28 protein-coding genes are annotated in these 23829 nt (G+C 34.1%); 1 reads left to right on the top strand and 27 read right to left on the bottom strand.

Annotated features, from left to right (window positions below):
- Positions 1 to 9: 9 nt before the first annotated feature.
- The 15 genes from BHY08_RS02750 to BHY08_RS02680 all read right to left on the bottom strand — a co-directional run bounded on the left by BHY08_RS02750 (position 10) and on the right by BHY08_RS02680 (position 13890).
- Positions 10 to 792, bottom strand: coding sequence for a YlmH family RNA-binding protein (locus BHY08_RS02750; protein WP_071456415.1), 783 nt, complete (start codon positions 790 to 792; stop codon positions 10 to 12).
- A gap of 18 nt (positions 793 to 810) precedes the next feature.
- Positions 811 to 1074: a YggT family protein gene (locus BHY08_RS02745; protein ID WP_118250567.1), complete on the bottom strand. Its 264-nt coding sequence runs from the start codon at positions 1072 to 1074 to the stop codon at positions 811 to 813.
- A 15-nt stretch (positions 1075 to 1089) separates the two neighbouring features.
- Entirely contained in the window at positions 1090 to 1725 is a 636-nt protein-coding gene (locus tag BHY08_RS02740) for a cell division protein SepF (protein ID WP_071456414.1), read from the bottom strand.
- A gap of 16 nt (positions 1726 to 1741) precedes the next feature.
- Positions 1742 to 2428: a YggS family pyridoxal phosphate-dependent enzyme gene (locus tag BHY08_RS02735; protein ID WP_245729992.1), complete on the bottom strand. Its 687-nt coding sequence runs from the start codon at positions 2426 to 2428 to the stop codon at positions 1742 to 1744.
- A gap of 13 nt (positions 2429 to 2441) precedes the next feature.
- The gene (gene ftsZ, locus BHY08_RS02730) at positions 2442 to 3710 is read right to left on the bottom strand and encodes a cell division protein FtsZ (protein WP_071456413.1); all 1269 of its coding nucleotides are present in this window, start codon (positions 3708 to 3710) and stop codon (positions 2442 to 2444) included.
- A gap of 21 nt (positions 3711 to 3731) precedes the next feature.
- Positions 3732 to 5072 carry a cell division protein FtsA gene (gene ftsA, locus BHY08_RS02725; RefSeq protein WP_071456412.1) on the bottom strand — a complete coding sequence of 447 codons (1341 nt, stop codon included), beginning with the start codon at positions 5070 to 5072 and terminating at the stop codon, positions 3732 to 3734.
- 130 nt (positions 5073 to 5202) lie between these two features.
- Positions 5203 to 6138, bottom strand: coding sequence for a cell division protein FtsQ/DivIB (locus BHY08_RS02720; protein WP_071456411.1), 936 nt, complete (start codon positions 6136 to 6138; stop codon positions 5203 to 5205).
- 20 nt (positions 6139 to 6158) lie between these two features.
- Positions 6159 to 7247 carry an undecaprenyldiphospho-muramoylpentapeptide beta-N-acetylglucosaminyltransferase gene (gene murG, locus BHY08_RS02715; protein ID WP_071456410.1) on the bottom strand — a complete coding sequence of 363 codons (1089 nt, stop codon included), beginning with the start codon at positions 7245 to 7247 and terminating at the stop codon, positions 6159 to 6161.
- Positions 7248 to 7249: 2 nt separating this feature from the next.
- Positions 7250 to 8611: a UDP-N-acetylmuramoyl-L-alanine--D-glutamate ligase gene (murD, locus tag BHY08_RS02710; RefSeq protein ID WP_071456409.1), complete on the bottom strand. Its 1362-nt coding sequence runs from the start codon at positions 8609 to 8611 to the stop codon at positions 7250 to 7252.
- Positions 8612 to 8623: 12 nt separating this feature from the next.
- Positions 8624 to 9592 carry a phospho-N-acetylmuramoyl-pentapeptide-transferase gene (mraY, locus tag BHY08_RS02705; protein WP_071456408.1) on the bottom strand — a complete coding sequence of 323 codons (969 nt, stop codon included), beginning with the start codon at positions 9590 to 9592 and terminating at the stop codon, positions 8624 to 8626.
- A gap of 1 nt (position 9593) precedes the next feature.
- On the bottom strand, positions 9594 to 11486 hold the full coding sequence (locus tag BHY08_RS02700) for a peptidoglycan D,D-transpeptidase FtsI family protein (protein WP_071456407.1): 1893 nt from the start codon (positions 11484 to 11486) through the stop codon (positions 9594 to 9596).
- Positions 11486 to 11875 carry a cell division protein FtsL gene (gene ftsL / locus BHY08_RS02695; protein ID WP_071456406.1) on the bottom strand — a complete coding sequence of 130 codons (390 nt, stop codon included), beginning with the start codon at positions 11873 to 11875 and terminating at the stop codon, positions 11486 to 11488. Before ftsL ends, BHY08_RS02700 begins: the two co-directional genes overlap by 1 nt.
- A gap of 1 nt (position 11876) precedes the next feature.
- Positions 11877 to 12842: a 16S rRNA (cytosine(1402)-N(4))-methyltransferase RsmH gene (gene rsmH / locus BHY08_RS02690; RefSeq protein ID WP_071456405.1), complete on the bottom strand. Its 966-nt coding sequence runs from the start codon at positions 12840 to 12842 to the stop codon at positions 11877 to 11879.
- Positions 12843 to 12862: 20 nt separating this feature from the next.
- The gene (gene mraZ, locus BHY08_RS02685; protein ID WP_071456404.1) at positions 12863 to 13294 is read right to left on the bottom strand and encodes a division/cell wall cluster transcriptional repressor MraZ; all 432 of its coding nucleotides are present in this window, start codon (positions 13292 to 13294) and stop codon (positions 12863 to 12865) included.
- 221 nt (positions 13295 to 13515) lie between these two features.
- Positions 13516 to 13890: a DUF3397 domain-containing protein gene (locus BHY08_RS02680; protein ID WP_071456403.1), complete on the bottom strand. Its 375-nt coding sequence runs from the start codon at positions 13888 to 13890 to the stop codon at positions 13516 to 13518.
- A 170-nt stretch (positions 13891 to 14060) separates the two neighbouring features.
- Here BHY08_RS02680 and BHY08_RS02675 point away from each other — a divergent pair, with 170 nt between their 5' ends.
- The gene (locus BHY08_RS02675; protein WP_071456402.1) at positions 14061 to 14180 is read left to right on the top strand and encodes a DUF4044 domain-containing protein; all 120 of its coding nucleotides are present in this window, start codon (positions 14061 to 14063) and stop codon (positions 14178 to 14180) included.
- 32 nt (positions 14181 to 14212) lie between these two features.
- On the opposite strand, the gene recN is transcribed toward BHY08_RS02675, so the two are convergent.
- From recN to BHY08_RS02615, 12 genes are all read right to left on the bottom strand, one after another.
- On the bottom strand, positions 14213 to 15883 hold the full coding sequence (gene recN, locus BHY08_RS02670; RefSeq protein ID WP_071456401.1) for a DNA repair protein RecN: 1671 nt from the start codon (positions 15881 to 15883) through the stop codon (positions 14213 to 14215).
- Positions 15884 to 15898: 15 nt separating this feature from the next.
- Positions 15899 to 16345, bottom strand: coding sequence for an arginine repressor (locus BHY08_RS02665; RefSeq protein WP_071456400.1), 447 nt, complete (start codon positions 16343 to 16345; stop codon positions 15899 to 15901).
- 12 nt (positions 16346 to 16357) lie between these two features.
- Entirely contained in the window at positions 16358 to 17185 is an 828-nt protein-coding gene (locus tag BHY08_RS02660; protein WP_071456399.1) for a TlyA family RNA methyltransferase, read from the bottom strand.
- On the bottom strand, positions 17185 to 18078 hold the full coding sequence (locus BHY08_RS02655) for a polyprenyl synthetase family protein (protein WP_071456398.1): 894 nt from the start codon (positions 18076 to 18078) through the stop codon (positions 17185 to 17187). Before BHY08_RS02655 ends, BHY08_RS02660 begins: the two co-directional genes overlap by 1 nt.
- A 2-nt stretch (positions 18079 to 18080) precedes the next feature.
- Positions 18081 to 18308: an exodeoxyribonuclease VII small subunit gene (locus tag BHY08_RS02650; protein ID WP_071456397.1), complete on the bottom strand. Its 228-nt coding sequence runs from the start codon at positions 18306 to 18308 to the stop codon at positions 18081 to 18083.
- Complete coding sequence (gene xseA, locus BHY08_RS02645) at positions 18305 to 19654, bottom strand: exodeoxyribonuclease VII large subunit (RefSeq protein WP_071456396.1); 1350 nt, start codon at positions 19652 to 19654, stop codon at positions 18305 to 18307. The genes BHY08_RS02650 and xseA overlap by 4 nt, the downstream gene beginning before the upstream one ends.
- On the bottom strand, positions 19641 to 20513 hold the full coding sequence (gene folD, locus BHY08_RS02640; protein WP_071456395.1) for a bifunctional methylenetetrahydrofolate dehydrogenase/methenyltetrahydrofolate cyclohydrolase FolD: 873 nt from the start codon (positions 20511 to 20513) through the stop codon (positions 19641 to 19643). The genes xseA and folD overlap by 14 nt, the downstream gene beginning before the upstream one ends.
- Positions 20514 to 20834: 321 nt before the next feature.
- Positions 20835 to 21134, bottom strand: a complete 300-nt coding sequence (locus tag BHY08_RS02635) for a hypothetical protein (RefSeq protein WP_071456394.1) — start codon at positions 21132 to 21134, stop codon at positions 20835 to 20837.
- A gap of 99 nt (positions 21135 to 21233) precedes the next feature.
- Positions 21234 to 21674: a transcription antitermination factor NusB gene (nusB, locus tag BHY08_RS02630; RefSeq protein ID WP_157093675.1), complete on the bottom strand. Its 441-nt coding sequence runs from the start codon at positions 21672 to 21674 to the stop codon at positions 21234 to 21236.
- Positions 21670 to 22098, bottom strand: a complete 429-nt coding sequence (locus tag BHY08_RS02625) for an Asp23/Gls24 family envelope stress response protein (protein WP_071456393.1) — start codon at positions 22096 to 22098, stop codon at positions 21670 to 21672. The genes nusB and BHY08_RS02625 overlap by 5 nt, the downstream gene beginning before the upstream one ends.
- A 24-nt stretch (positions 22099 to 22122) precedes the next feature.
- The gene (gene efp, locus BHY08_RS02620; protein WP_071456392.1) at positions 22123 to 22680 is read right to left on the bottom strand and encodes an elongation factor P; all 558 of its coding nucleotides are present in this window, start codon (positions 22678 to 22680) and stop codon (positions 22123 to 22125) included.
- Positions 22681 to 22716: 36 nt separating this feature from the next.
- The gene (locus BHY08_RS02615; protein WP_211267912.1) at positions 22717 to 23781 is read right to left on the bottom strand and encodes a M24 family metallopeptidase; all 1065 of its coding nucleotides are present in this window, start codon (positions 23779 to 23781) and stop codon (positions 22717 to 22719) included.
- Positions 23782 to 23829: the final 48 nt, after the last annotated feature.

Genomic DNA, 23829 nt, shown 5'->3' with positions numbered 1-23829 from the left:
CACTCCTTGCTACTTTCTTAAAACTTTAATTTTTAAACGAATTTTATCTTTTTTAGTCTTTCCTAATGTTTCTTGCAACTGAACTCGTCCTAATCCCCTTACTGATATAATATCTAGATAATCTACTAGATAATCAACACGATCAATCTCAGTCCAATTTACCTTTACTCTTTTTGATTCAACTATTAACTTAGAACGCTGTCTAGATATATTATATACTGTAGAAATAATATTATCAATTCTTAATGATGAGATGGTTAAACTCTCTTCTGTCCACTCATAAATTGGTTGTAAAATGTCCTTCCAACTTACTTCGTCAAATTTTACTCCAAAGGAACCTATTTTGTCAACTTGTTGAATAATATAGTTAGCAATTGATTTTTTTATAAATACCTGCCACTGCTCACCATCTGTTATAATATCGCCAATAAATTCTCTTTTAATACCTGTACTCATCAGCGTGCCAAGTACCTTGCCATGTGTTAAATGTCCAAACTTCAATGGATACTTTATTTGATAAACGAGAATGTCATAATCAGTCTCACTCGGCTCATAATAACTAGGATATAGAATAGCACATTTTCTCTCAGAAAAATCATATCCACCAAAGAAAGATAATGATATGTCCTCGCTATTACCAACTAATGTTTTCAGAATAAACATCTCTCTTGGGTTTAAAAAATCAGTAACAAGTGGTGCATATTCCATTTCTACTTGCTCCATCCAATTACCTACTGTATCAATAAAAGGATGTTCGTCCTTGCGAAAATGCTGATACACATTAGCTTGCAAAAAACTCACATCCTTTCTTTAAAACATATATATTAATCTTGAAAATATTATAACTAACCCATTTCCTGCCAACTGAAGTACAAATATTGCTACAATAATTGTAAAATCAATCGGACCGATACTTAAATTTAAGCGATCAAACATACTCAAATATGGTCGAGAAATTCGTATAATAAACTGACCTATCTTAGAATCATACGCTCCTGGAAACCATGAAAGTAAAGCATAAATCACCAATACATAAGTATAGATTTGTATTGCTTTAAAAATTAAAGCGATAATCAAACTAACACATCCTTAATATTCAGTTAAATGATTTGTGATTATGTTACGAGTAATACTAGAATCAACATCAACATTTGGTGGCGTGCATATAAAAATATCATCACCTAATCGTTGAATATCTCCATCAACTGCATATACTACACCCGTCATAAAATCTACGATACGTCTAGCAGGTTGCTCTTTCATCAATCGAAAAGATAAAATAACAATTTCTCTTCTAAAAAGTGCCTGTGCAATTTGCTTACAGTCGATATAGTCACGTGGTTCGTATACAGATACTTTTCTATGCTGCCTAGAAACTATCATACGTTTGTTTCCATTTGAGGTCGACTGATGATAGGTATTCATTTCAACTATTTTTTTGTTGGTATATTGGTTTTCAGGCATATCAGCAGATTGATTTCTCTCATTTGGTCGATCATATTCTTTGCCTGATGCAACAGAATTTTGTTCATTTATTTTAATGTTACTTTCTTGTATCTCTGATTTTTGTTGGGTTGTTTCAGCCTGAGTAGGAGTTGATTGTTCAACTATAATGTCTTCAATTTGCTCATCTACGAAAGGCTCACTTTCTTCATACCTTTCATCATCATCAGACACACCAAAAAAATCAGAAAACCGCTCACCAGCTTTATTGAATATATTCACTCTATCACCTCTCCCCCTAAGATTCGAAAAATCTCGAACCAATCCTAACAAAAGTCGCACCACATTCAATTGCTGGAACAAAATCCCGGCTCATTCCCATACTTAACTCCGTACAAGGTGCATGTTTAAAATTTTTATTAGCAATTATTGTTTGCAATATTTTTAATTGGCTAAAATAATGAGATAATTCGTTAAGATTTGAATCAAAAGGAGCCATGGTCATTAAACCAACAACTTCAATTCTATCAAAATCTTCTAAATCTTTAATGAAGTTTATCAAACTTTCTGGAGAAATACCTTGTTTTGTACTTTCTCCAGAAACATTCACTTGGACAAAACACTTAATCCGTTTCATCGCCCTTTTTTGTATTTCTTGTGCTAATGACAGTTTATCCAATGCATGAAAATAATCAATTTGATTAATAATGCTTTTCACTTTTCGTCGTTGTAAGTTGCCAATAAAATGCCACTTGATTTGACAATACTCTTTTAAATAGTCTTGTTTTTCTATTAAATTCTCCATTCGATTTTCAGCCAGATGATCATATCCTAAATCAACTACTTGCTTAGTTGTTTCACTATCAACGGACTTAGTTACACATATAACTGTTACATCATCTAATGGTCTATCACTGCATTTACAAGCTTGCTCTACCTCTTTTTGAACAGCTTCAACATTTTGTTGGAGTGTTTGCAGCATCATCTTAAGTCACCTCTTATTTTTTTCTTCTAAAAAAAGGTGGTGTACTTAATTCATCTTCTGTTTCAAATTGATGATCAGATTCTTGACTAGTATTATCATATTCTTTTCTATCAATTGTTTCAAATTGTGTTTCATCAGGTACTTGTCTAGTTGATGGTTCACGTTTTAAATCCCAATCTCCAAATGCACTTGTTTGTGTTGGTCGTGCTGTCTCAACTTCTAGTACTTCACGAATTGGTTCTTGTACAGGTCTAGCTTGACGTTGTTGAACCATTCCATTTTGTGTTGCAACATTATTTCTTCCCATTGGTTGACGTTCTTTTTTTCCAGGATCAATTCCTGTTGCGATAACTGTTACGACGATTTCGTCACCTAGTTGATCATTAACAGACGTTCCTAAGATAATATTAACTTCACCACCTGTTGCGCTTGCAACAATTTCAGAAGCATCTTGTGCTTCAAATAATGTCATATCTGCTCCACCAGTGATATTTAATAATACTTGTTCAGCACCTTCAATTGATGTTTCAAGTAATGGAGAAGCAATTGCTTTTCTTGTTGCTTCAATAACACGGTCTTCACCATTAGCAACACCGATACCCATAAGTGCAGTACCCTGATCTTCCATAACTGTTTTAACATCAGCAAAGTCCAAGTTAACATAACCTGGAGATGTAATTAAATCAGAAATACCTTGAACACCTTGACGTAACACGTTGTCAGCTTCTCTAAATGCTTCTAACATTGGCGTACGTTTATCAACGATTTCTAATAAACGGTTGTTTGAAATGATAACTAACGTATCAACATTTTCTTTTAATGCAGAGATACCTTCAGCTGCAAAACGACTGCGTTTTGGTCCTTCAAAACTAAATGGACGTGTTACTACACCTACAGTAAGTGCTCCTTGTTCTTTAGCAATACCAGCAACAACTGGAGCTGCGCCGGTACCAGTTCCCCCACCCATTCCGGCAGTAATAAATACTAAATCAGCACCTTTTAATGCTTCAGCAATTAAGTCTTCACTTTCAGAAGCAGCTTTTTCACCAATATCTGGTAATGAACCTGCTCCTAATCCTTTAGTAAATTTAGGTCCTAATTGGATGACAGTTTCTGCTTTAGAATGTTGTAATGCTTGAACATCTGTATTTGCAACGATGAATTCTACACCTTTAACTCCTTCATCAATCATACGGTTTACAGCGTTACCGCCACCACCACCAACACCGATAACTTTTATTACCGCGCCAGTATTTACAGTATTATCTAATGAAAATTCCATTATTTGCTTCCTCCTAGACTATTAGTCAAATATATTGGATAAGAAACCTTTTACTTTACCACCAAAACCTTCTTCTTTTTCTTGAACAGGTTCATTTACTGGCACTTCTGTAACAGGTTCTTTTGCTTGTTGTACAGTTTTTTCATGTTGTTTGGCTTCAGTTGGAACGTCTCTTACGGCTTTAGTTGCACGTTTTTTTTCGCCTGTAACTGCTAACTTAGTCACATGATAAACCTCATCAAGTTGAGCTACATACTCAACTATAGCAATAGCATTTGCATATACAGGATTACGTAGTCCCATATGATTTGGCACGTATAATTTAACGTTTGTTCCAAACATATCAGCTGCTAATTCAACTACTCCTGGTAAACTAGCCGCACCACCTGTCAAGATAACTCCACCTGGTAAGTTTAAAGCATCGATACTATCTAACATCATTTTTGATTTAGAGAAGATTTGCTCTACTCTGGCCTCAATGATTTCTGATAAATAACGTTCATCTATTCTTACTGGTTCGTTTTTCCCAATCACGTCAACTGGAAACTCTTCATTAGGTGACGTTCTTTCTGGATAAGCATAACCATAATTTATTTTTAGTGCTTCTGCGTTAGTTAATGATGTATTTAAAACAACAGAGATATCTTTTGTAACAAATTCTCCACCTTCTTGTTCTACGTGTGAGAACTTTAATTCACGTTCGTACATAACTGAAGTAGTCGTTTGACCTCCACCCATGTCGATAATGGTTGTACCAAAATCTTTTTCTCCATCTGATAAAATTGATGAAGCAAGCGCTAGAGGGGTAATGACCATTTCATCAATGACTAACCCAGCCTTTTCAACACATTTTTGGATGTTATGAACAATTGTTTTTGGTCCAGTGTATAATAGTCCCTTCATATCTAAACGGACACCAATCATACCACGAGGGTCTTTAATTCCTTCAAACCCGTCCACTTTAAATTCTTGTGGCATTAACGTAATCACTTGACGTTCTGGTGGTGTCGAACGAACCACGGCAGCTGACGCCACATTTTTTACATCTCTATCCGTAATTTCTTTTGATTCATTATTTACAGCAATCATGCCTTCACATTTTTCTACTTCTAAAAGATTAGCTGGAATCCCTACGCTGACACTTTTAATTTGAACACCTGATTTTTCTTCTGCTTGTTTAATTGCTCGTTGGACAGATTGGACAGCTTTGTCAATATCAATGACAATCCCACGATCCAACCCTTTTGATTTAGCATTTCCTACACCGATAATGTTAATTTGATTTTCTATGTATTCGGCTACAACAACTTTAATTGATGTTGTCCCGATGTCAAGACTTACATATATTCCTGTTTTTGCCATGAAAGGTCTTCCCTCCTATAATTCTAACAAAGTCTTCCTTTATTATATGCATAATACCTCACACCATTCTATCATAAATAGTACTATGAAATAAAGAAGAATACTATATTTGCTAATTTTTTTCTGAACGTTAAAAACCATTATTTATACTTTCACTAGAATTTTCACTAGAATTTTCGTTCGATAAACCATCACTTGCACTACTCTCTTGCGTTTCTATCGGATACGAATAGACTCCTGTTTTTCCAGCTTCCATATCTATAACACTTTTGTTTTTTAATTCTGCAACAATTTTATCGTAGAAAACAAGTTTATCTGCTATCGTTGTTGATAAACCAATCACTTGATTTCCATCTTTCATTTCTAATTTAATGCGAAATGGATTAGTTTTTGTTGATTGAGACTCTATTGATGTAATTTCAGTTTTAATTTTGGCTGAAAAATTCTCATAAGACGTTAAAAGTGACTCTAATCCTTCACCTTCTTTAAAGCCAATCAATTTTGGTAACTCTTTTTCCGATTCTTTAGCCGGCTCACTCAATATTTTACCATTTGATAGAACTGGATAAAGTTTATCATCTTTTAACAAAACAGCTAGTACATCGTACTCTGTGACTCTAATCTTAAAATGATTAAATTTCGTAATGGATAATTTAGCTGTTTTAACTCGTGGATTTTTTTCAACAACTTGTTTCATCTCTTTATTTTTATCAAAATATTGTCGCCAAATATTCTCGCCAATTTTTAAATCACTTGCTTTAACAATCGACGTATTATCAGCTTTATCAATACCTTGTATTGTTATCCCTTGTAATTTGCTTAAAGGAGAAATGATGTAGAGCGTGATTAAAATTCCTATGGTCAAGGTAACTAAAATACTAGTCAGTCGTCTAGTTAATTTTTTTTCTTCAACCGGCGTTAACCCATTAAAAGGTGAGAGCTTATTTATTCGATTATTCTTTGCAGGTAAATTTTTTTGATGCTTGGTTAATTCAGATTTAGATGACTTTACTAATTTATGTTCATTCTGATTATCACCTTTATCATCATCTTTTTTGTATGACATCCCTTACTAGCCCCCCTTAATTAGGTTAGTTCTTGAATCAATCCATACAATCGATCCATTGCATCTGGTATTCCCTCTTTTTTAGATGCTTTTGCCATATCTTCTCTAAATTTACCATCCAACATAAGTTTGTCAATGTTTTTTACAAGTACTTTACCTGTCAACTCACTGTCTTTTACCATCAATGCAGCTTGCTTGTTGACTAAACTCATGGCATTTTTTGTTTGATGATCATCTGTAACGTTAGGACTTGGTACTAAAATAGACGGTAACCCAAGTGCTGTAATTTCAGCCATACTAGTAGCACCAGCTCTACCAACCAATGCCTCTACATTGACTAAAACATCTACCATATTATCAATATAAGGGACAACAGTCACATTGTCTAACCTTTTAAGTAAATCTTTATATTCGTCAAATTCATCAAAGTAAATAGTACCTGACGCATATAAAACTTGATATGGTTTTTCTTCAAATAATGGCAATGCTTCTTTCATCGCATTATTAATAGTTTGTGCCCCACGACTTCCACCAAATATCACAATCGTTGGTTTAGAGGAAGATAACCCGTATTCTTCTAGGACAGTTTTTTTCTCAACAAAAGCGACTTCTTGCGCTCTTGGGTTTCCAACTAACGCAACTTTTTCTTTTGGAAAATACTCTGTTGCGTCAGAAAAACAAATTCCAACTTTATCGACATATTTTGATAAAAATTTATTTGTCATACCCGCTACACTATTTTGTTCATGGATAATAGTTGGTACATTCAGTTTACTTGCAGCGTATACGACTGAGCCACAAACATAACCACCTGTTCCAATCACAATATCAGGTTGAAACTCTTTAATGTAGCGTTTAGCCTGCTTAATACTCGTTAAAAATAAATACATTGTTTTCAAATTTTTCAAGGTTAACGAGCGATAAAACCCTTGTATTTCAATTGTTTTAAACGGAATACTCTGACTAGGTACTAATTTACTTTCCAAACCTTTTTCTGTACCAATGTATAGAAATTCCGACTCTGGATATTTTTCTTTAATATAGTGAATAATCGAGATGGCTGGGTAAATATGACCACCTGTTCCTCCACCGGATACCAATACTTTCATAATCATTTCCCTACTTGCTTAGTTATTTCATCTACAAATTCTGTTCCTCGAGTTTCGAAGTTCGGATACATATCCCAACTAGCACATGCTGGGGAGAGTAAAATCGTGTCATCAGTACTAGCGATTTTAACTGCTTCTGCAACTGCTTCTGTCATTGTTTCCACACATACAATTTCTTTAACTAATGCTTGTTTTGCTGCTTTTTGTAATTTCTCTTTTGTTTCACCTAATAAAACAATAGCTTTCATGTTTTCAATTGTTGGAATAAATTCATCAAATGAGTTTCCTCTATCTAGTCCTCCAGCAATTAGCACTAATTGTTCGTTATTAAATCCACTAATTGCTTTTTTAGCTGCTAAAATATTTGTCGCTTTTGAATCATTATAAACTTTGACACCATTAAATGTGCCGATATATTCTGTTCGATGTGGCACACCAGAGAACAATGATAAACTAGTTTTTATTGACTCATTATCTACTCCATAATTTTTTGCCACACAAATTGCTGCCAGAGCATTTTCAACATTATGAGACCCTGGAACTCCTAAATCACCGGACTTCATTATTTTTTCATCATTATAAGTTAACCAGCCATCTTCTAAATAAGCACCTGTTACTTTTTCATTGGTTGAAAACCACGTAATTGCTGCTTGAGAGCTTTTTGATAATTCTACCAATTCAGGCAAATCAGCGTTAAGAATCAATGTGTCTTCCTTAGTCATATTTTTTTGTATACGCCATTTAGCTTTCACGTATTCTTCACGCGTTCCATGATAGTCAATATGTGCTTCATATATATTAGTAATGACTGCAATATGTGGTTTAAACTCGTCTATTCCCATTAATTGAAAACTGGATAATTCGGTTACCAATACATTGTCTTTTGTTGCTTCAACCACGACGTCACTTGCTGGAAAACCGATATTACCTGCAAGTAACGCAGTATTTGGTTGATAAGAGTCTATGATTTGTTTAATCATAGTTGTGGTGGTTGTTTTACCATTTGTTCCTGTTATGCCAATAAACGGTGCTTCCGATACTTGGTAAGCCAACTCAACTTCGGTGATAATTGGAATGCCTTTTTTTATTGCTTTTTCGAGAATAGGATTCGTATATGGAATCCCAGGGTTTTTGACGATTAAAGAAAAGCCTTCATCAAGAAGGTCTAAAGGATGACCGTCAGTAATCACTGTTATACCGGCTTCTAATAATTCTTGTGCTTCTTTATTTTCTGATAATTTTTTAGCGTCATTAACTGTAACAAACGCCCCTAATTCGTAAAGTAATTTAGCTGCTGCTACACCACTTCTTGCTAGACCTAACACTAAAATCTTTTCATTTGTATAACGTTTTGACTGTTTCATCCTTAATTCTCCTTAATAATATAAAATACCCAATGTCACAAGCGACATAACTAATCCTACTGTCCAAAAAACAATATCTATTTTCCATTCTGACCAACCACTTAATTCGAAGTGATGGTGAATAGGAGACATTTTAAATATGCGTTTGCCTGTAAGTTTAAATGATGCAACTTGCAAGATGACACTAATCGTTTCAACAACATAAACTAAACCTATTAATAATAATGTCCATTCCTGATGAAGTAAAATAGAAATAGTAGCTAACATTCCTCCAAGAGCAAGAGATCCAACATCTCCCATAAAAATCTTAGCTGGTTTTTTATTAAATAATAGAAAGCCAAATAAAGCTCCTACTGTTGCTAAACAAATCAATTGAATAGCATATTGTTCTTGTTTATAAGCAATAATGGCATATGTTCCAAATGAAATCATCCCTAATCCAGACACAAGACCGTCAATGCCATCAGTCAGGTTAACGGCATTTGAAAAACCAACAAGCCAAATTATTGCAAAAACACCGTATAAAACACCTAAATTAATTGTTCCAATGACTGGTATGTATAATTCATCTGTCATACCATTTGATTTCATAACAGTATACAAGATGATTCCTCCCACAATTTGACCAATTAATTTTTGTTTTGAATTAAGACCTAGATTTCTTTTCTTAAACACTTTAATGAAATCATCCAGAAATCCTAATAATCCATACAAAAACATAATAAATAAACTACTCCAAAAAGAAAATGACATTTCTTTTTGCCAAGCTCCTACAATAAGAGAGGTTAACAAGATACTTGTTAGAAAAACAACCCCTCCCATTGTTGGTGTCCCAGATTTTGCTAGGTGGCCTTCAGGTCCTTCTTCTCGAATGGCTTGCCCCATTTTTTTCATTTTAAAATATCCTATAAATAGTGGCATTACCATAAATACAAAAGCAATCCCTAGTGATAATGGTATTAATAATTCTACTCCAATCATGCTATTCTCCTTTATCTGTTGTGGTGTCTACTTTAAATGCATGTTTTAACATACCATTTGAAACTTCAGCAATCATCTGTTCTGGAGATCCGTATTCACCGGTAACGACTGGTTTTTTCATTGTGACGTACATAATGTATTCTGGATTTTCTGTAGGTGCTATCTGAACCACAGAGTAAATATAGTCATTTGCTCCAGTTAACAGTTGTCCATTTTCAAAAATTTGGGCTGTCCCAGTTTTAGCAGAAACATTTACTCCATCAATATTGTAAATGCCATAACCTGTTCCATATATTTCATCATTAACAGTATCTTGCATGTATTCAAGAACTGTCTTAGCTGTAGCAGCTTTTATTGGTTCACCAACTACCTCTGTCTTAACCTCTTTTTCTTTCCCATCTTTATCAACAATTTTTTTAATGTAACGCGGTTTTAACATTTTTCCTTCATTTGTTATAGCAGTATAAGCTTGCATCATTTGCATATTAGTAACTGATATCGCTTGACCAAAGGATGTCATTGCCATGTCAACTGGGTTTTTATCACTAATACTACCTGCTGCTTCAAGAGGTAATCCTGAATTTGTTGAATGACCAAATCCAAAACGTTCTAAATATTCAGGCCAAATTGATCCCATTTTTTGTTCTAGATTAACCATTCCGACATTACTTGACCAAGATAAAGCCTGTCTATATGTCAATATACCTTTTCCTGATGGGATCCAATCACTAATGGTTGCATCATACAACTGTGTCTTTCCTGATGTAAATGTTTCATTATATGGAAATTTACCTGAATCAATTGCTGCTGCCACTGTGAAAACTTTCATTGTTGACCCTGGTTCAAATGGACGTTGCACTAATAAGTTCTCCCAAACTGGATCTGGTTTTCCTTTTTCTTTATATAAACCTTCTTTTGTTTGTGGGTCAAAAGTTGGGCGTTGTGATGCTGCTAGAATATCACCCGTTTTTGCATCCATTAAAATAGCTGTCATATCTTCTGGTTTTGCTTTTTCATTCACACTGTCCATCACATCTTCTAACCGAGTCTGAAGATTTGTATCAAGTGTAGTATAAATATCCTGTCCATCTTTCGCTTTTTTATCTATCACTTCTGTCCCTGGAAGCTCATTTCCCTTACTATCTTTTTGGTAATATTTAAAGCCATCTTCACCTTTTAACACACTGTCATAGGCATGTTCAATACCTAAGCCATTCTTACCACTTAATTTGCTATCTTCCTTATTATTATCTTCTGGTTGAGCATATCCAATAAAATAAGAAGCAAATTTCCCATTAGGATATAGTCTATCTGGATGTTCTTTAAAATAAATACCGGTTATTTTCTCTTTTTCAAGTGCTTCTTTAATACTATTTTTAGTTTCCAAACTTAAATTTTTTCCCTTGGATCCAAATTCCACATTTGTAATTAGTTTTCCGTTTTTATTTTTTTTAGGTTTTAGTTGGTCTAACACCAACTCTTTGTCAATACCTGTGTATTTATTAAGTATTTCAGCAATCTTATCATGATCCTTGTCATGAACAAACAACTCAACATTATTAATTCCTTTATAATTTTTATCTAATTCGGCATATAACGAATAAGAAGTAGCATCTTCAGCAAGTGGCAACCCATTACGATCAAAAATCGTTCCACGTTTTGCTTTGATAACGCTACTTCCTTGATATATTTTTTGCCTTTCAGAATCAAGACTTTGTGATCCCACTTTACCAACTGTTATGATGTAAACAAAGCGTAAAGAGATAATCGCAAAAACAGCAATAGAGGTATAAAACAGGATAACCCCTACTTTTTTTCTATTGCCTGCTGGTGTTAAACTCTTTTCTTGTATTTTTTTATTTAATTTAATAAAGAACTCTTTAATTTTTTTCATCATTTGATTTTCCTTATATTCTCATCATGCATTTGCATTCCTGCACTTTCTGCAACTTTTTTCAAACGTTCAGTCCGTTGTAGCTCATTTTTTTCCTGATCGAGCGTTTCAATATCCTGCTGCATTTGTTGTTTTTCAGCTTGAATAGACGAGATTGCCTCTTCTTCACGATTAATATAGGTTGTCATCCGAATAGTTGCCACTGCTAAACATAAAAACGTTCCAACAAAAGCCACAAATACAAATTTCTCTAATTTCGTTACTTTTTTTAATTTACTAGGAGGCATCATTGGAAGTTTTACTTCTTCTAATTTGCCTTTCTCCTTACTAGGTGAGTTAACTGGAGATTCGTCATATGTAAATTGGCTATGCTTTTCTGGCAAAGACATGTTAAACCACCCTTTCAGGAGTTATTTTTTCGATAATACGTAGTTTTGCACTACGAGAGCGATTGTTAACTTCTAATTCTTCCTTAGAAGCCACAATTGGTTTTCTGTTCACAAGTTTAATATCAGGTTGATACTCAACTGGTACAATTGGTAATCCTGGTGGCAAATCTTGTGGTGTACTATATTCTTTAAAAATATTTTTTACAATTTTATCTTCTAGCGAATGGAAAGTAATAACACTAATTCGTCCATTCGGTTTTAATAAATCAATAGCTTGTTCAAGTGTTTCTCCAATAACATCTAGTTCACTATTAACTTCAATACGAATTGCTTGAAAAATGCGTTTAGCTGGATGTCCACCTTTTCTTCTAGCAGGTGCTGGAATAGCTTCTTTAATGATATCAACCAACTCACCTGTTGTTTCAATTGGTTTGTCAGCACGTTTTTTTTCTATTAAACGAGCCACTTGTTTCGAGAACTTCTCTTCTCCGTAACGAAAAAATATCTTAACAAGTTGTTCATAGGTGTACTCATTCACAACAATTTTTGCTGTCAACGGATTGGTTTGGTCCATTCGCATATCTAGCGGTGCATCTTGATGATAACTAAACCCTCTTTCGGCCTCATCAAGTTGAGGTGATGATACGCCTAGGTCGTATAGAATACCGTCGACTTTATCGATACCTAATTCATTCATCTTCTCTTGTAGATAGCGAAAATTACTTTTTATAAAGGTTACTTTTTCTTTTTTTATTTCTTCATTCAAAAATTGTTCTGCATGTTCAATAGCACGTTCATCTTGATCAAAGGCATACAAATGACCTTTATCTGATAAATGTGATAGCAGATACTGGCTATGCCCAGCGCCACCTAACGTACAGTCTATATAAATACCATCTGGTTTGATGTTTAATCCATCCACTGTTTCTTCTAATAATACAGTGACATGTTTAAATGTTTCTGACATATTCATTCTCCATTACTTGCTTATATTCCAAAATCAATTAGTCCTTCCGCAATGTCATCGAAATTTTCTTCAGCTTCTTTAGAAAAAGCTAACCACCTGTCTTCACTCCAAATTTCGATACGATCGGATACACCAATAATGATACAAGTTTTTTCTAGTCCAGCAAACTCTCTTAATTTCACTGGTATATTAATACGTCCTTGTTTATCTATTTCACATTCAGTAGCTGCGGAATAAAAGAATCGAACGAATGTCCTAGCATCTTTTTTTGTAAGTGGCATATCTTTCATACTCGCTTCGAGGTTGGCCCACGAATCTAACGTATAGCCAAATAGACATCCATCCATTCCTCTGGTTACGATAAAACGTTCACCAAGAGCATCTCTTAGTTTAGAGGGTACGATTAGACGTCCTTTTGAGTCAATATTATGTTGGAACTCTCCCATAAACATAACATGATCACCTCACACTGCCACTCAATAAATTTAGTCTACCACATTACCCCACTTTCTACCACAATCTTATAAAAAAAATTAAAATTTATCATAGATTTTAAAGAATGGAGGAAATCAAAAAAAAAATCATGAAACCCATTTATTAAAGCATGGTTTCATGATTTTTATCTGACATCATTAACTATGAATTTTAAGCTGTCACAAAGAATGAGGTTTTCTTATCGTTGTAAAAATATCACTATACTACCTAGAATTAAAATAATATAAATCATTAAAGTCACTAAAAAAGTCATTCGCCATAATACTTTAAAATATCGTTTGAAATTTATTTCATGAAACTGATAAGCAAGCATTATAGCAATAAGCATTCCTATAAAAAAAATCATTAGAAAAACATAGGCTAAAAAACTATTCCCTAGCGTTCCTTTTGAGACAAAGTGAATACCCAGAAAAAAGAAGGGAGTCGCAATATCAGGAGCCTTCACTCCATACTTTTTATCCAAATGAGTTTTCTTAACAAGTAAATTACTTGCTATTATCACTATAACTGGAAATAAATACCAGAAAAATAGTGCGATAGTAAATTGAGGCATGCTATTTATCCCTTCATTAACATTATTATTACTTTCATTATAATCATTGCATTCAATTCTTTCAATTTATTTAAGGATATTTTTACATTTAATTGATTTTCTTGCTATTTAGATATTCCTCATTGTAAAATACATAGTAATGACTATATAATTGGAGTGAATTTTAAACTATGGATAAAAAGCCAAAATCAACATTTAGCAAAATCACGAAAGTTGTCGTTTGGATTATGATTATTGTAACTGTCGGTGGGATTGTATTATCTTCATTAGCAGCGATTGGTGTAATCTAAAAAAATAGCGTTGACCTCTTATGGGATCAACGCTATTTTTTTGCTAAATCAAGCAATTCTTTTGCATGTTCTTTCGTCAACTCAGTGACATCTGATCCTGAAAGCATACGCGCAATTTCATTTACTCGCTCACTATCAGCCAACTCACTAACTTGTGTTTGTGTACGGTTATCTTTAACCAATTTTCTGATAAAATATTGAGTATCTGCTATTGCTGCTACTTGTGGTAAATGGGTAATACATAATACTTGAGAGTGTGAACCAATCTGATGAATTTTTTCAGCAATTGCTTGCGCCACACGACCACTTACTCCCGTATCAACCTCATCAAACACAATACTAGTAATGGATTGTGTCGTTGAAAAAATGGTTTTTAACGCTAACATAATTCGTGACAATTCCCCGCCAGAAACAATTTTTGTTAAAGGCTTTAATGACTCACCAACATTGGTAGATAAATAAAACTCAGCTTTATCTATTCCATTAATCGTTAAATCAGTTTGCATAAATGCTACTTCGAAAACCGCTTGTTCCATATACAAACTAGCCAATTGAGACATGATATTTTCTTCTAATACTTTTGCGACTTGATGTCTTTTTTCGCTAAGTTTTAATGCTATCCCCTGTAATTCTTGCTCCATTTCTATTAACTGTTCTTGTAATTTAGTCACATCTGTTGTGGTATCTAGTTGTGATTCTAACTCTTGGGTAATTTCTTCAAAATATGCAAGCACTTCTTCTACTGTCTCGCCATATTTTCTTTTTAATTGCCTAATAATATCGAGTCGATTATCAATCACAATTAATCGCTCATCATCCATTTCTAATTGTTCTAAAGATGTGTTGATTCTCCCTGTTGCTTCTTGCAAAGAATAGTATGCTGTACGCAATAACTCCGTCGTTTCAGCATATTCTGTATCAATAGACTCTATTTGTTCCATCTCGGTCATTGCTGCGCCACTTAAGCTCACAGCATTGATTTCTTCATTGTCTAAATACTGATAGGCTTTCTTTAATGAATCCATTATTTTTTGAAAGTTTACTAATCGACGTCTTTCTTCTATTAAAGATTCTTCTTCACCAACAACAAGTTGAGCTGTTTCGATTTCTTTATATTGAAATGTCAGCATGTCCATGCGTTGAACAAATTCTTTTTCATTATTCAATAGATGTGTCACTTTATGTTTTAATTCATCATACTTCTGATATTTTTCTTGATACATCTCTTTCAGTTCTTTTACATCACTTGGAGCATATTGATCTAGTAATCTTAGGTGGTTTTGAACTTGCATTAATTCTTGATGCTCGTTTTGTCCATGGATATCAACTATAAAAGGACCAATCTCACGCAGAGTTTTGGTGGTAACTAATTGCCCGTTAATTCGGCAATTATTTCTCCCTGTGCGATATATTTCACGCTGAATAACTAATTGACCATCTGCTGGTTCTATCCCATTATCTTCTAAAAATGTAGCAACTTTTTCATTATCTGAAACAAAAAATGACCCTTCAATCCGACATCTCTCTGCACCATCTCTTATATAATCAGCTGAACCACGACCACCAACGATTAATCCCATCGCATCTATAATAATCGATTTCCCCGCGCCTGTTTCACCTGTCAGCACTGTCATTCCTTCTTTAAAAGGAATCGTTAAATTAGAAATAATTGCAAAATCTTGAACTGTTAATTCTTGAATCATGTCGCTTCTCACCTCTTATGTCATAGATAAAATTTCTCTTTCTAACATACGTGCCTGTTCATTCGTTCGTGTAATAATCAGTAATTTATCATCATTAGCAACAACGGCAAACAAACTATCCTCATACACAAATTCAACAAGTTTTCCTATAATGACACCCACTCCTGGCTCTAATTGCAAGTTCACCAAATTATCCATTATTTCGACTTTTATAAATGATGTTTCAATCATTTTTTCCAAGCGACGTTTTTCTGATGTGTCATTTTTAGGAAGGTAATATCTGAATTCTCCATGCTCATCCACTTGTTTAATCAAATTCAACTCTTTTATATCTCGAGATACTGTCGCTTGAGTCACAGGAATACCGCGTTCTTTTAATAAAATAACTAACTCTTCTTGTTTGCCAACACTTTCTTCCAATATGATTTGTTTGATTAACTTTTGTCGTTCAGATTTTCTCATGTTCGACCTCTCTTATCCATTTAACTGAGCATGAGCTCTTTCTACTAATTGAGCAGGAAGTTCTTCTCCTAAATAGTTACCTACTTCTTCACAAGGTTTTAAATAAGCAAGAAATTCAATATTGCCCTCCCCACCTGTTATAGGCGAGTAATCTAATTGCATAACATTAAACCTTGAGTCTGCCATCATGTCTATCATTCTATTCAATACATCAACATGAACTTTTTTGTCTCTTACTATGCCTTTTTTACCGACTTGTTCTTTTCCAGCTTCAAATTGCGGTTTGATTAAAGCAACTACTTCTCCATCATTTGAAATAATATCACGCAACACAGGGATTATTAGCTTTAATGAAATAAATGAAACATCTATCGTGGCAATTGTCGGTTGACCTAATTTAAAATCAGCTAATTTTGAATACCTAAAATTAGTTTTTTCCATCACTTCGACACGTTCATCTTGACGAAGTTTCCATGCTAATTGATTTGACCCAACATCTAAAGCATAACTCATCATAGCTCCATTTTGTAAGGCTACGTCAGTAAATCCGCCTGTCGACGAACCTATATCTAATAAGATTTTGTTAGAAAAATCAATATCAAATACCTCTATTGCTTTTTCAAGTTTCAATCCGCCGCGAGACACATATTTTAATACTTGACCTTTTAAACGTAATTCAGTCGTGATAGGTATTTTTTCACCAGGTTTATCGTATCGAATATTTTTCTCATCACATACCAAACCAGCCATCACTGTTCGTTTGGCTTTTTCTCTTGTCTCACACAATCCTTGTTGTACTAAAAGAACGTCTACTCGTTCTTTGCCGACTTTTTCTTTCATTATATTTCCTTCAATTCTTTTAATATTTCATCTAGTAACGTTTGAGTATTGTCTATTCCCAATTCAATTTTTGTTCGGCGCAATGCTTCTTTGGCTATGTCACATTGTGTATAAAACGCTTCTTTGGCTTCTTCTAACCCTAACAATGACACGTAAGTTGATTTGTTTAATTTTTCATCACTACCAACATGTTTCCCGATAACATCCTCATCACCAATCACATCCAATAAGTCATCGCGAATTTGAAACGCAATCCCAACAGATGTTGCATAAGTCATTAACTCACTTTCAATGATGGGGCTTACACTTGCTAACACACATGCCATTTCAACGGCAGATTTTATCAATGCTCCCGTTTTCTTCTCATGAATCAATTGCAGTTCAGCAAGTGACACAGATTGCTCTTCTGCTTCTATGTCTTCAACTTGACCAGCTATCATACCTTTTGTCCCAGCACTACTAGATAGAATTTCTACCAACTTAACTAATTTAGTTGCTTCTATCTTCGCACTAGAAAGCAGATGAAAAGACTCCGTTAATAAGCCATCGCCTGCCAAAATAGCCATGGCTTCGCCAAATTGTTTATGATTGGTTGGTTTTCCTCGTCGTAAATCATCATCATCCATCGCTGGCAAATCATCATGGATTAACGAATAGGTATGAATCATTTCTAAAGAACTTGCGACTTTATATTCTTCATTAGTAATTGGGTAACCAACTAAGGATAACGTCGCCAAAAATAAAAGTGGACGGAATTTTTTCCCACCAGCTTTTACCGAATAATTCATAGAGTCATACAAGTCTTCACCTATTGTTTCTTTTTTTAAAAATGTACAAATGGTTTGTTCAATGATTGGTGCATGTCGTGTCACAAAATCAGTGTATGTCGACATATTTAGTCTCCTTTTGCTTCAAAATCAATTTCTTGACCATCTTGACTCATTACTTTAGTCAGTGTTTTTTCGGCATTTGCTAATGTCTTTTGACACTCTTTACTTAACTCAACTCCTCGTTGAAACTTTTCCAATGCCGTTTCTAACGGTACATCTCCTGATTCTAGTCCTTTAATGATTTGTTCAAGCTCTTCCATTGACTCTTCAAATGTTTGTTTTTCTTTACTCATGCTTTCCCATCACTTTCTATCTCTTTTACTTCTGCTTGTATCTGGCCATCTGATACATTCAATATCATCTCATCTCCAATTTTAACATCTGAGACACTTTTTACAATATGATTATTCTTAGTCACATAACTATACCCTCGCCCCATTGTCTTAAGTGGACTCAGTAAATCTAGTGATTCAGTCGTTTGATAAAGAGATTGCTTTTTATCACTAATGAGTTGATACATTGCTCTGTGTAAATTCTGTTCCAAGAATTCTCGTTCTTGGTGACGTCGTTTAATTAATTCAGACGGATTTTTTACCATCAATCTTTCTGATTGCTTTTGCCATTTCACTTGCTTTTCATGTAACTGAGTGCTCATAGTCTGTTTCAAACGTCGATCTAAATTATCTAATTGTAAATAAAATGCTTCATACAATCGATTTGGTTGTTTAAATATGACTGACTCACTCACTTTTTCAAATCGAGCACGTTTATGTTTTAATTGATTATCAAGTGCATGATACAAGCGTGATTGCTTTTCTCGAATTTTAAGTAACTCTTCTTGTAACACAGGTACTGCTAGTTCTGCTGCCGCTGTTGGAGTTGCCGCTCGTACATCTGCCACTAAATCGGTCAACGTAGTATCTGTTTCATGTCCCACAGATGAAATAACCGGTGTTCTCGCTTCAAAAACAGCACGAACCACTTCTTCTGTATTAAATGACCACAAATCTTCAATAGAGCCTCCACCACGACCAACAATCATCGTATCGAAATTGCCAATAGCATCTACTTCTTTGATTCGTTGTGCAATTTCTCCTGCAGCATCATCTCCTTGAACTTTTGTCGGAAATAATACTAACTGTGCAATAGGATAACGTCTTTGTATCGTGGTCATAATATCTTTAATAACCGCGCCACTCGGACTTGTGATAACTGCAATTCGTTTGGGATACTTCACTAATGATTGTTTATGTGTTAATTTAAACAATCCTTCTTTTTCTAGTGATGCTTTTAGTTGTTCATAAGCTTGATACAAAGCACCTACTCCATCTGGTTCCATATGATCAATATAAATTTGATAATTACCAGACGCCTCATAAAGAGAGAGGCGACCAACCACTAAAACTTTCATCCCCTCTTCAGGAGTAAATTTTAGTTTTTGGTATGCCCCTTTAAACATTACTGCTGAAATTTTAGCCTTATCATCTTTCAAGCTAAAATATTGATGACTATTTACTCTTGCTCTAAAATTTGATACTTCACCAGTCAAATACACTTTTTCTAAATATGGGTCTGCATCAAATTTACGTTTTAAATATTTTGTTAATGCTGTGACCGTTAAATAATCACTTGTTGTCATGGCTTTCCTCTCCACAATGTTTTCTACCTTGATACATCGTTTGTTCCATTAGCATAGTTATTGTCATTGGACCAACGCCTCCTGGAACCGGCGTAATCGCACTAACTTTAGGTAACACGTCTTCAAAATCTACATCCCCAACTAGTTTACCATCGCTATTTCGATTCATCCCAACATCAATGACAACTGCTCCTTCTTTTACATAATCAGATGTAATAAACTCAGCTTGTCCAATTGCCGCAACTAATACATCTGCTGTTAATGTTTCTTCTTTTAAATTCTTAGTTTTTGAATGAGTAATAGTGACAGTAGCATCTTCATTTAACATCATATGCATTAAAGGTTTTCCAACGATATTACTTCTACCAATTATCACAACTTTTTTTCCAACCAACTCAATATTATACTCTTTTAGTAATGTAATAATACCAAAAGGCGTGCAAGGATGCATATCAGGATCCCCGACAAAAAGTTTTCCTACATTAAGTGGATGAAATCCATCCACATCTTTTTTAGGATCAATAGCAAGTAACACATTCTCCTCATCAATATGTTTAGGTAATGGTAGCTGTACTAAGATACCATCCACTGTTTCATCTTGATTATACTCTGCAATGATGTCTAACAACTCTGCCTCACTAACTGCTTCATCTAGTCTTCTTACTACTGAATGGAATCCGATTTTTTGGGCTGATTTTTCTTTATTTTTCACATATACTTTACTAGCACTGTCTTCTCCTATTAGAATTACTACTAGTTTGGGTATACGGTAACCTTTACTTTTCCAATCCGCCACTTCATTAGCTAAATTTGCTTGCATTTTATTGGCTAATGCTTTCCCGTCTAAAATTACTGTCATCGTCTCCATCCCTTCATTTTTTAATTACGTTCTATTTTAACATACTTGCTTCTAATAAATAAAAAACTACTCATAACAATACACCCTAAAACTTTAGAGGTGCGTTTATTATAATTAGTTCTTATTATACTATGAATATTAATTTCGACAATAAAAATTACTAGCCATTTTCATTTGTATTTACTTCTTCTATAATACTCTCAGCTTTTTCTAGTTTGCCATCTTTTTCATTGCTTGCTTTTGTTAAGTGTGTAAGTTCTTTGTCTAAATCTTCTTTTTCAACTGTTAAATCATTTAATTTCTCAAGAACTGCATTCTTTTCTACATCGTAGCTCTTACTTGATCTTGGTATTTTTCAACTTCTCCAGTATAGTATGATTCCATTTCAGCGATTTCCGCTTCTCTATATGCATCTTTTTCTGCTAAATTTTTCTTTTGCGTTTCTATAGTAGATTTTAATTCCTCAATTTGTGTTTCTATGTCAGTCTTCTTTTCATTAAGCTCACCAATTGCTTGTTCTTTACTTTTGATTAATTCTGTAAACACTTCTTTTTCCGATAATTCGCTCTCAAGCTTATCGGCCCTTTCTTTTAATTTACCATCTCTTGAAAGATCACCCACCTAACAAAATAGAAATCCCATGAAATCAACGTTATAATTAACGGATTTCATGGGATTTCTATTTTAAGACTTTTGGGTCAGCCTCTTTGTTAATTATTTTTAATTTTCGATATCGTTCAAAACAGATGATAATACACCATTAATAAAACGTTTAGATTCTTCATCACTATACGTTTTTGCTAATTCCAACGCCTCATTCAACGATACTTTATTGGGTACATCTTTTAAATATAACATTTCAAAAATAGCCAGACGTAAAATAATCAAGTCAGCTTTCGCTAAGCGATTAATTTTCCAGCCTTTTAAATGCTTTTCGATGATTGAATCTAGCATAGTCTGTTTTTCCATGATTCCAGTAACAACTACTTCCAAATAGGTTGGAATCACTAAATCTTCTTCTTCTAACTCAAATTTTTCATCCATCAATGATAACGTATAAGAAATCGAGTCAATGATTGCTGCATCTTCTTGGTACATCATCGAAAATATCGTCTGAAAAGCTACTTCTCTTAACTGGTGTCTTGTTAATCCCACTCTAATCTTCCTCATTTTCTGAATCAAATAATTCATTTAAATCTGGTAATGTTGTTTTTTCTGGCACTACACCTACAACATGCACATTTACTTCTGCTATTTCTAAATCTGTCATATAAAAAACTTGCTGTTTTACTTTTTCTTGCATATCAATGGCTGTCTTAGGAACAGAGACACCATAATTTAAAAAGCAATACAGATCTAGTGTTATTTTTCCTGAATCGTTTGTTAAATACACCCCTTTATCATGTACAGAACTTCCAAAAAGTTCAGCAACATTAGATGCTAAGTTACCGCGCATGCCATAAACACCAGATACTTTTGATGCAGCAATACCTACAATAACTTCTATCACTTCAGGAGCAACAACAATTTCTCCGTCAATTGCTTGGTTTTGGTTACTTAATACCAAATTTTTATTTTCTGACATTAAACTTCCTCCTTTAGTCTATCACTATGCACGAGAAACATATGAACCATCAGATGTATTAATAATCAAACGGTCACCCTCACTAATAAAGAAAGGTACTTGGACAACTAAACCTGTCTCCATTATAGCAGGTTTTGAGCCTCCTGATGACGTATCTCCTTTAATTCCTGGTTCTGTTTCTTTGACTTCTAATTCTACCGTATTTGGAAGATTTATTCCAATAGTTTCTGTGCCATACATCATAATATGACACTCACTATTTTCCAATAAATAATTTAATTCATCCTCAATGGTTTCAAATGGTAATTCTAACTGTTCATATGTATCCATATCCATGAAAACATAACTACCACCAGATTCATAAAGATACTGCATTTTTTTATTGTCAATTTGTGCCTTTGCTACTTTTTCTCCTCCGCGAAATGTCTTCTCAGCAGTATTGCCATTTCTTAGATTTTTAAGTTTGGTTCTCACAAATGCAGCACCTTTTCCAGGTTTAACATGTTGAAACTCAATTACTCTATATATATTACCATCAACTTCAATTGTTAATCCAGTTTTTAAATCATTAACTGATATCATAGCGGCCTCCTAAACCTTTGTGACTCACAAAAATTTCTATAAAATAATAAGCTCTTTTGGAGAGTGTGTCAATCGGTCGATCCCATCTTCTGTTACTAACATGTCATCTTCAATTCGAACCCCACCAATCCCTGGTAAATAGATGCCAGGTTCATTTGTAATGACATTACCTGGAACAAATGTTTTTTCAGCTAATTTAGACACATTAGGACCTTCATGAATTTCTAAACCAATACCATGACCTGTCGAATGCCCAAACGCTTCGCCGTACCCTTTGTCAGTAATGTAATCTCTTGCAATCGCATCAAGTTCCACACCTGTCATACCTGGTTTAGCTTTATCTAAAACAAGTTGCTGTGCGTCTTTAACAACTTGATAGATTTCTTTTAATTTTTCACTTGGTTCACCCAAAGAAATCGTACGAGTCATGTCTGATACATAGCCATTATAGTAGCAACCAAAGTCTATTGTAATAAAATCTCCTACTTCAATTTTTTTGTCACTCGCCACTCCATGAGGCATTGCTGAACGTAATCCACTTGCTACAATTGTATCAAATGATACACCGCTTGCTCCTAAACTTCTCATATAAAAGTCTAATTCATTAGCTACTTGAATTTCTGTCATGCCGGGTTTGATATAAGTCAAGATATGCTCGAACGCAGCATCTGCAATTTGACAAGCTTTACGAATTGTTTCAATTTCTGCTACGTCTTTCACTTCACGTAGTGTTTCAATCATACCAGTAACAGGGACTAAATCTACATTCACTAACTCTTCAAGGACAGTATATTGGAAAAATGACACTGTTTGTTCTTCAAATGCCATGTTTTGTGCTGCAGAACTATTAATTAAATCAGCTGCTACATTAAACACTGGTTCAACATTTTTCACAATTTCATACCCTTTACATTGTTCGCTTGCTTGTTCTGTATATCTAAAATCCGTAATGAAATAGGCTTTATCTAGTGTAATCAACGCTACACCCGTCGTTCCTGTAAAACCAGTTAAGTATCTTAAATTATATGAATTAGTAATTAAAAAGCTATCTATTCCACGTTCTACCATTTTACTTCGTAATTTTTCTACACGTTCCATCATTTACGTCGCCCTCTTTCATTATGCTACTTTTTATTATAACAAACTTAT

Origin of the sequence: Vagococcus teuberi (assembly GCF_001870205.1) — a bacterium.
GTDB classification, from domain to species: domain Bacteria; phylum Bacillota; class Bacilli; order Lactobacillales; family Vagococcaceae; genus Vagococcus; species Vagococcus teuberi.
The sequence above is the reverse complement of the archived record's forward strand: the minus strand, read 5'-3'. Positions and strand labels throughout refer to the sequence as shown.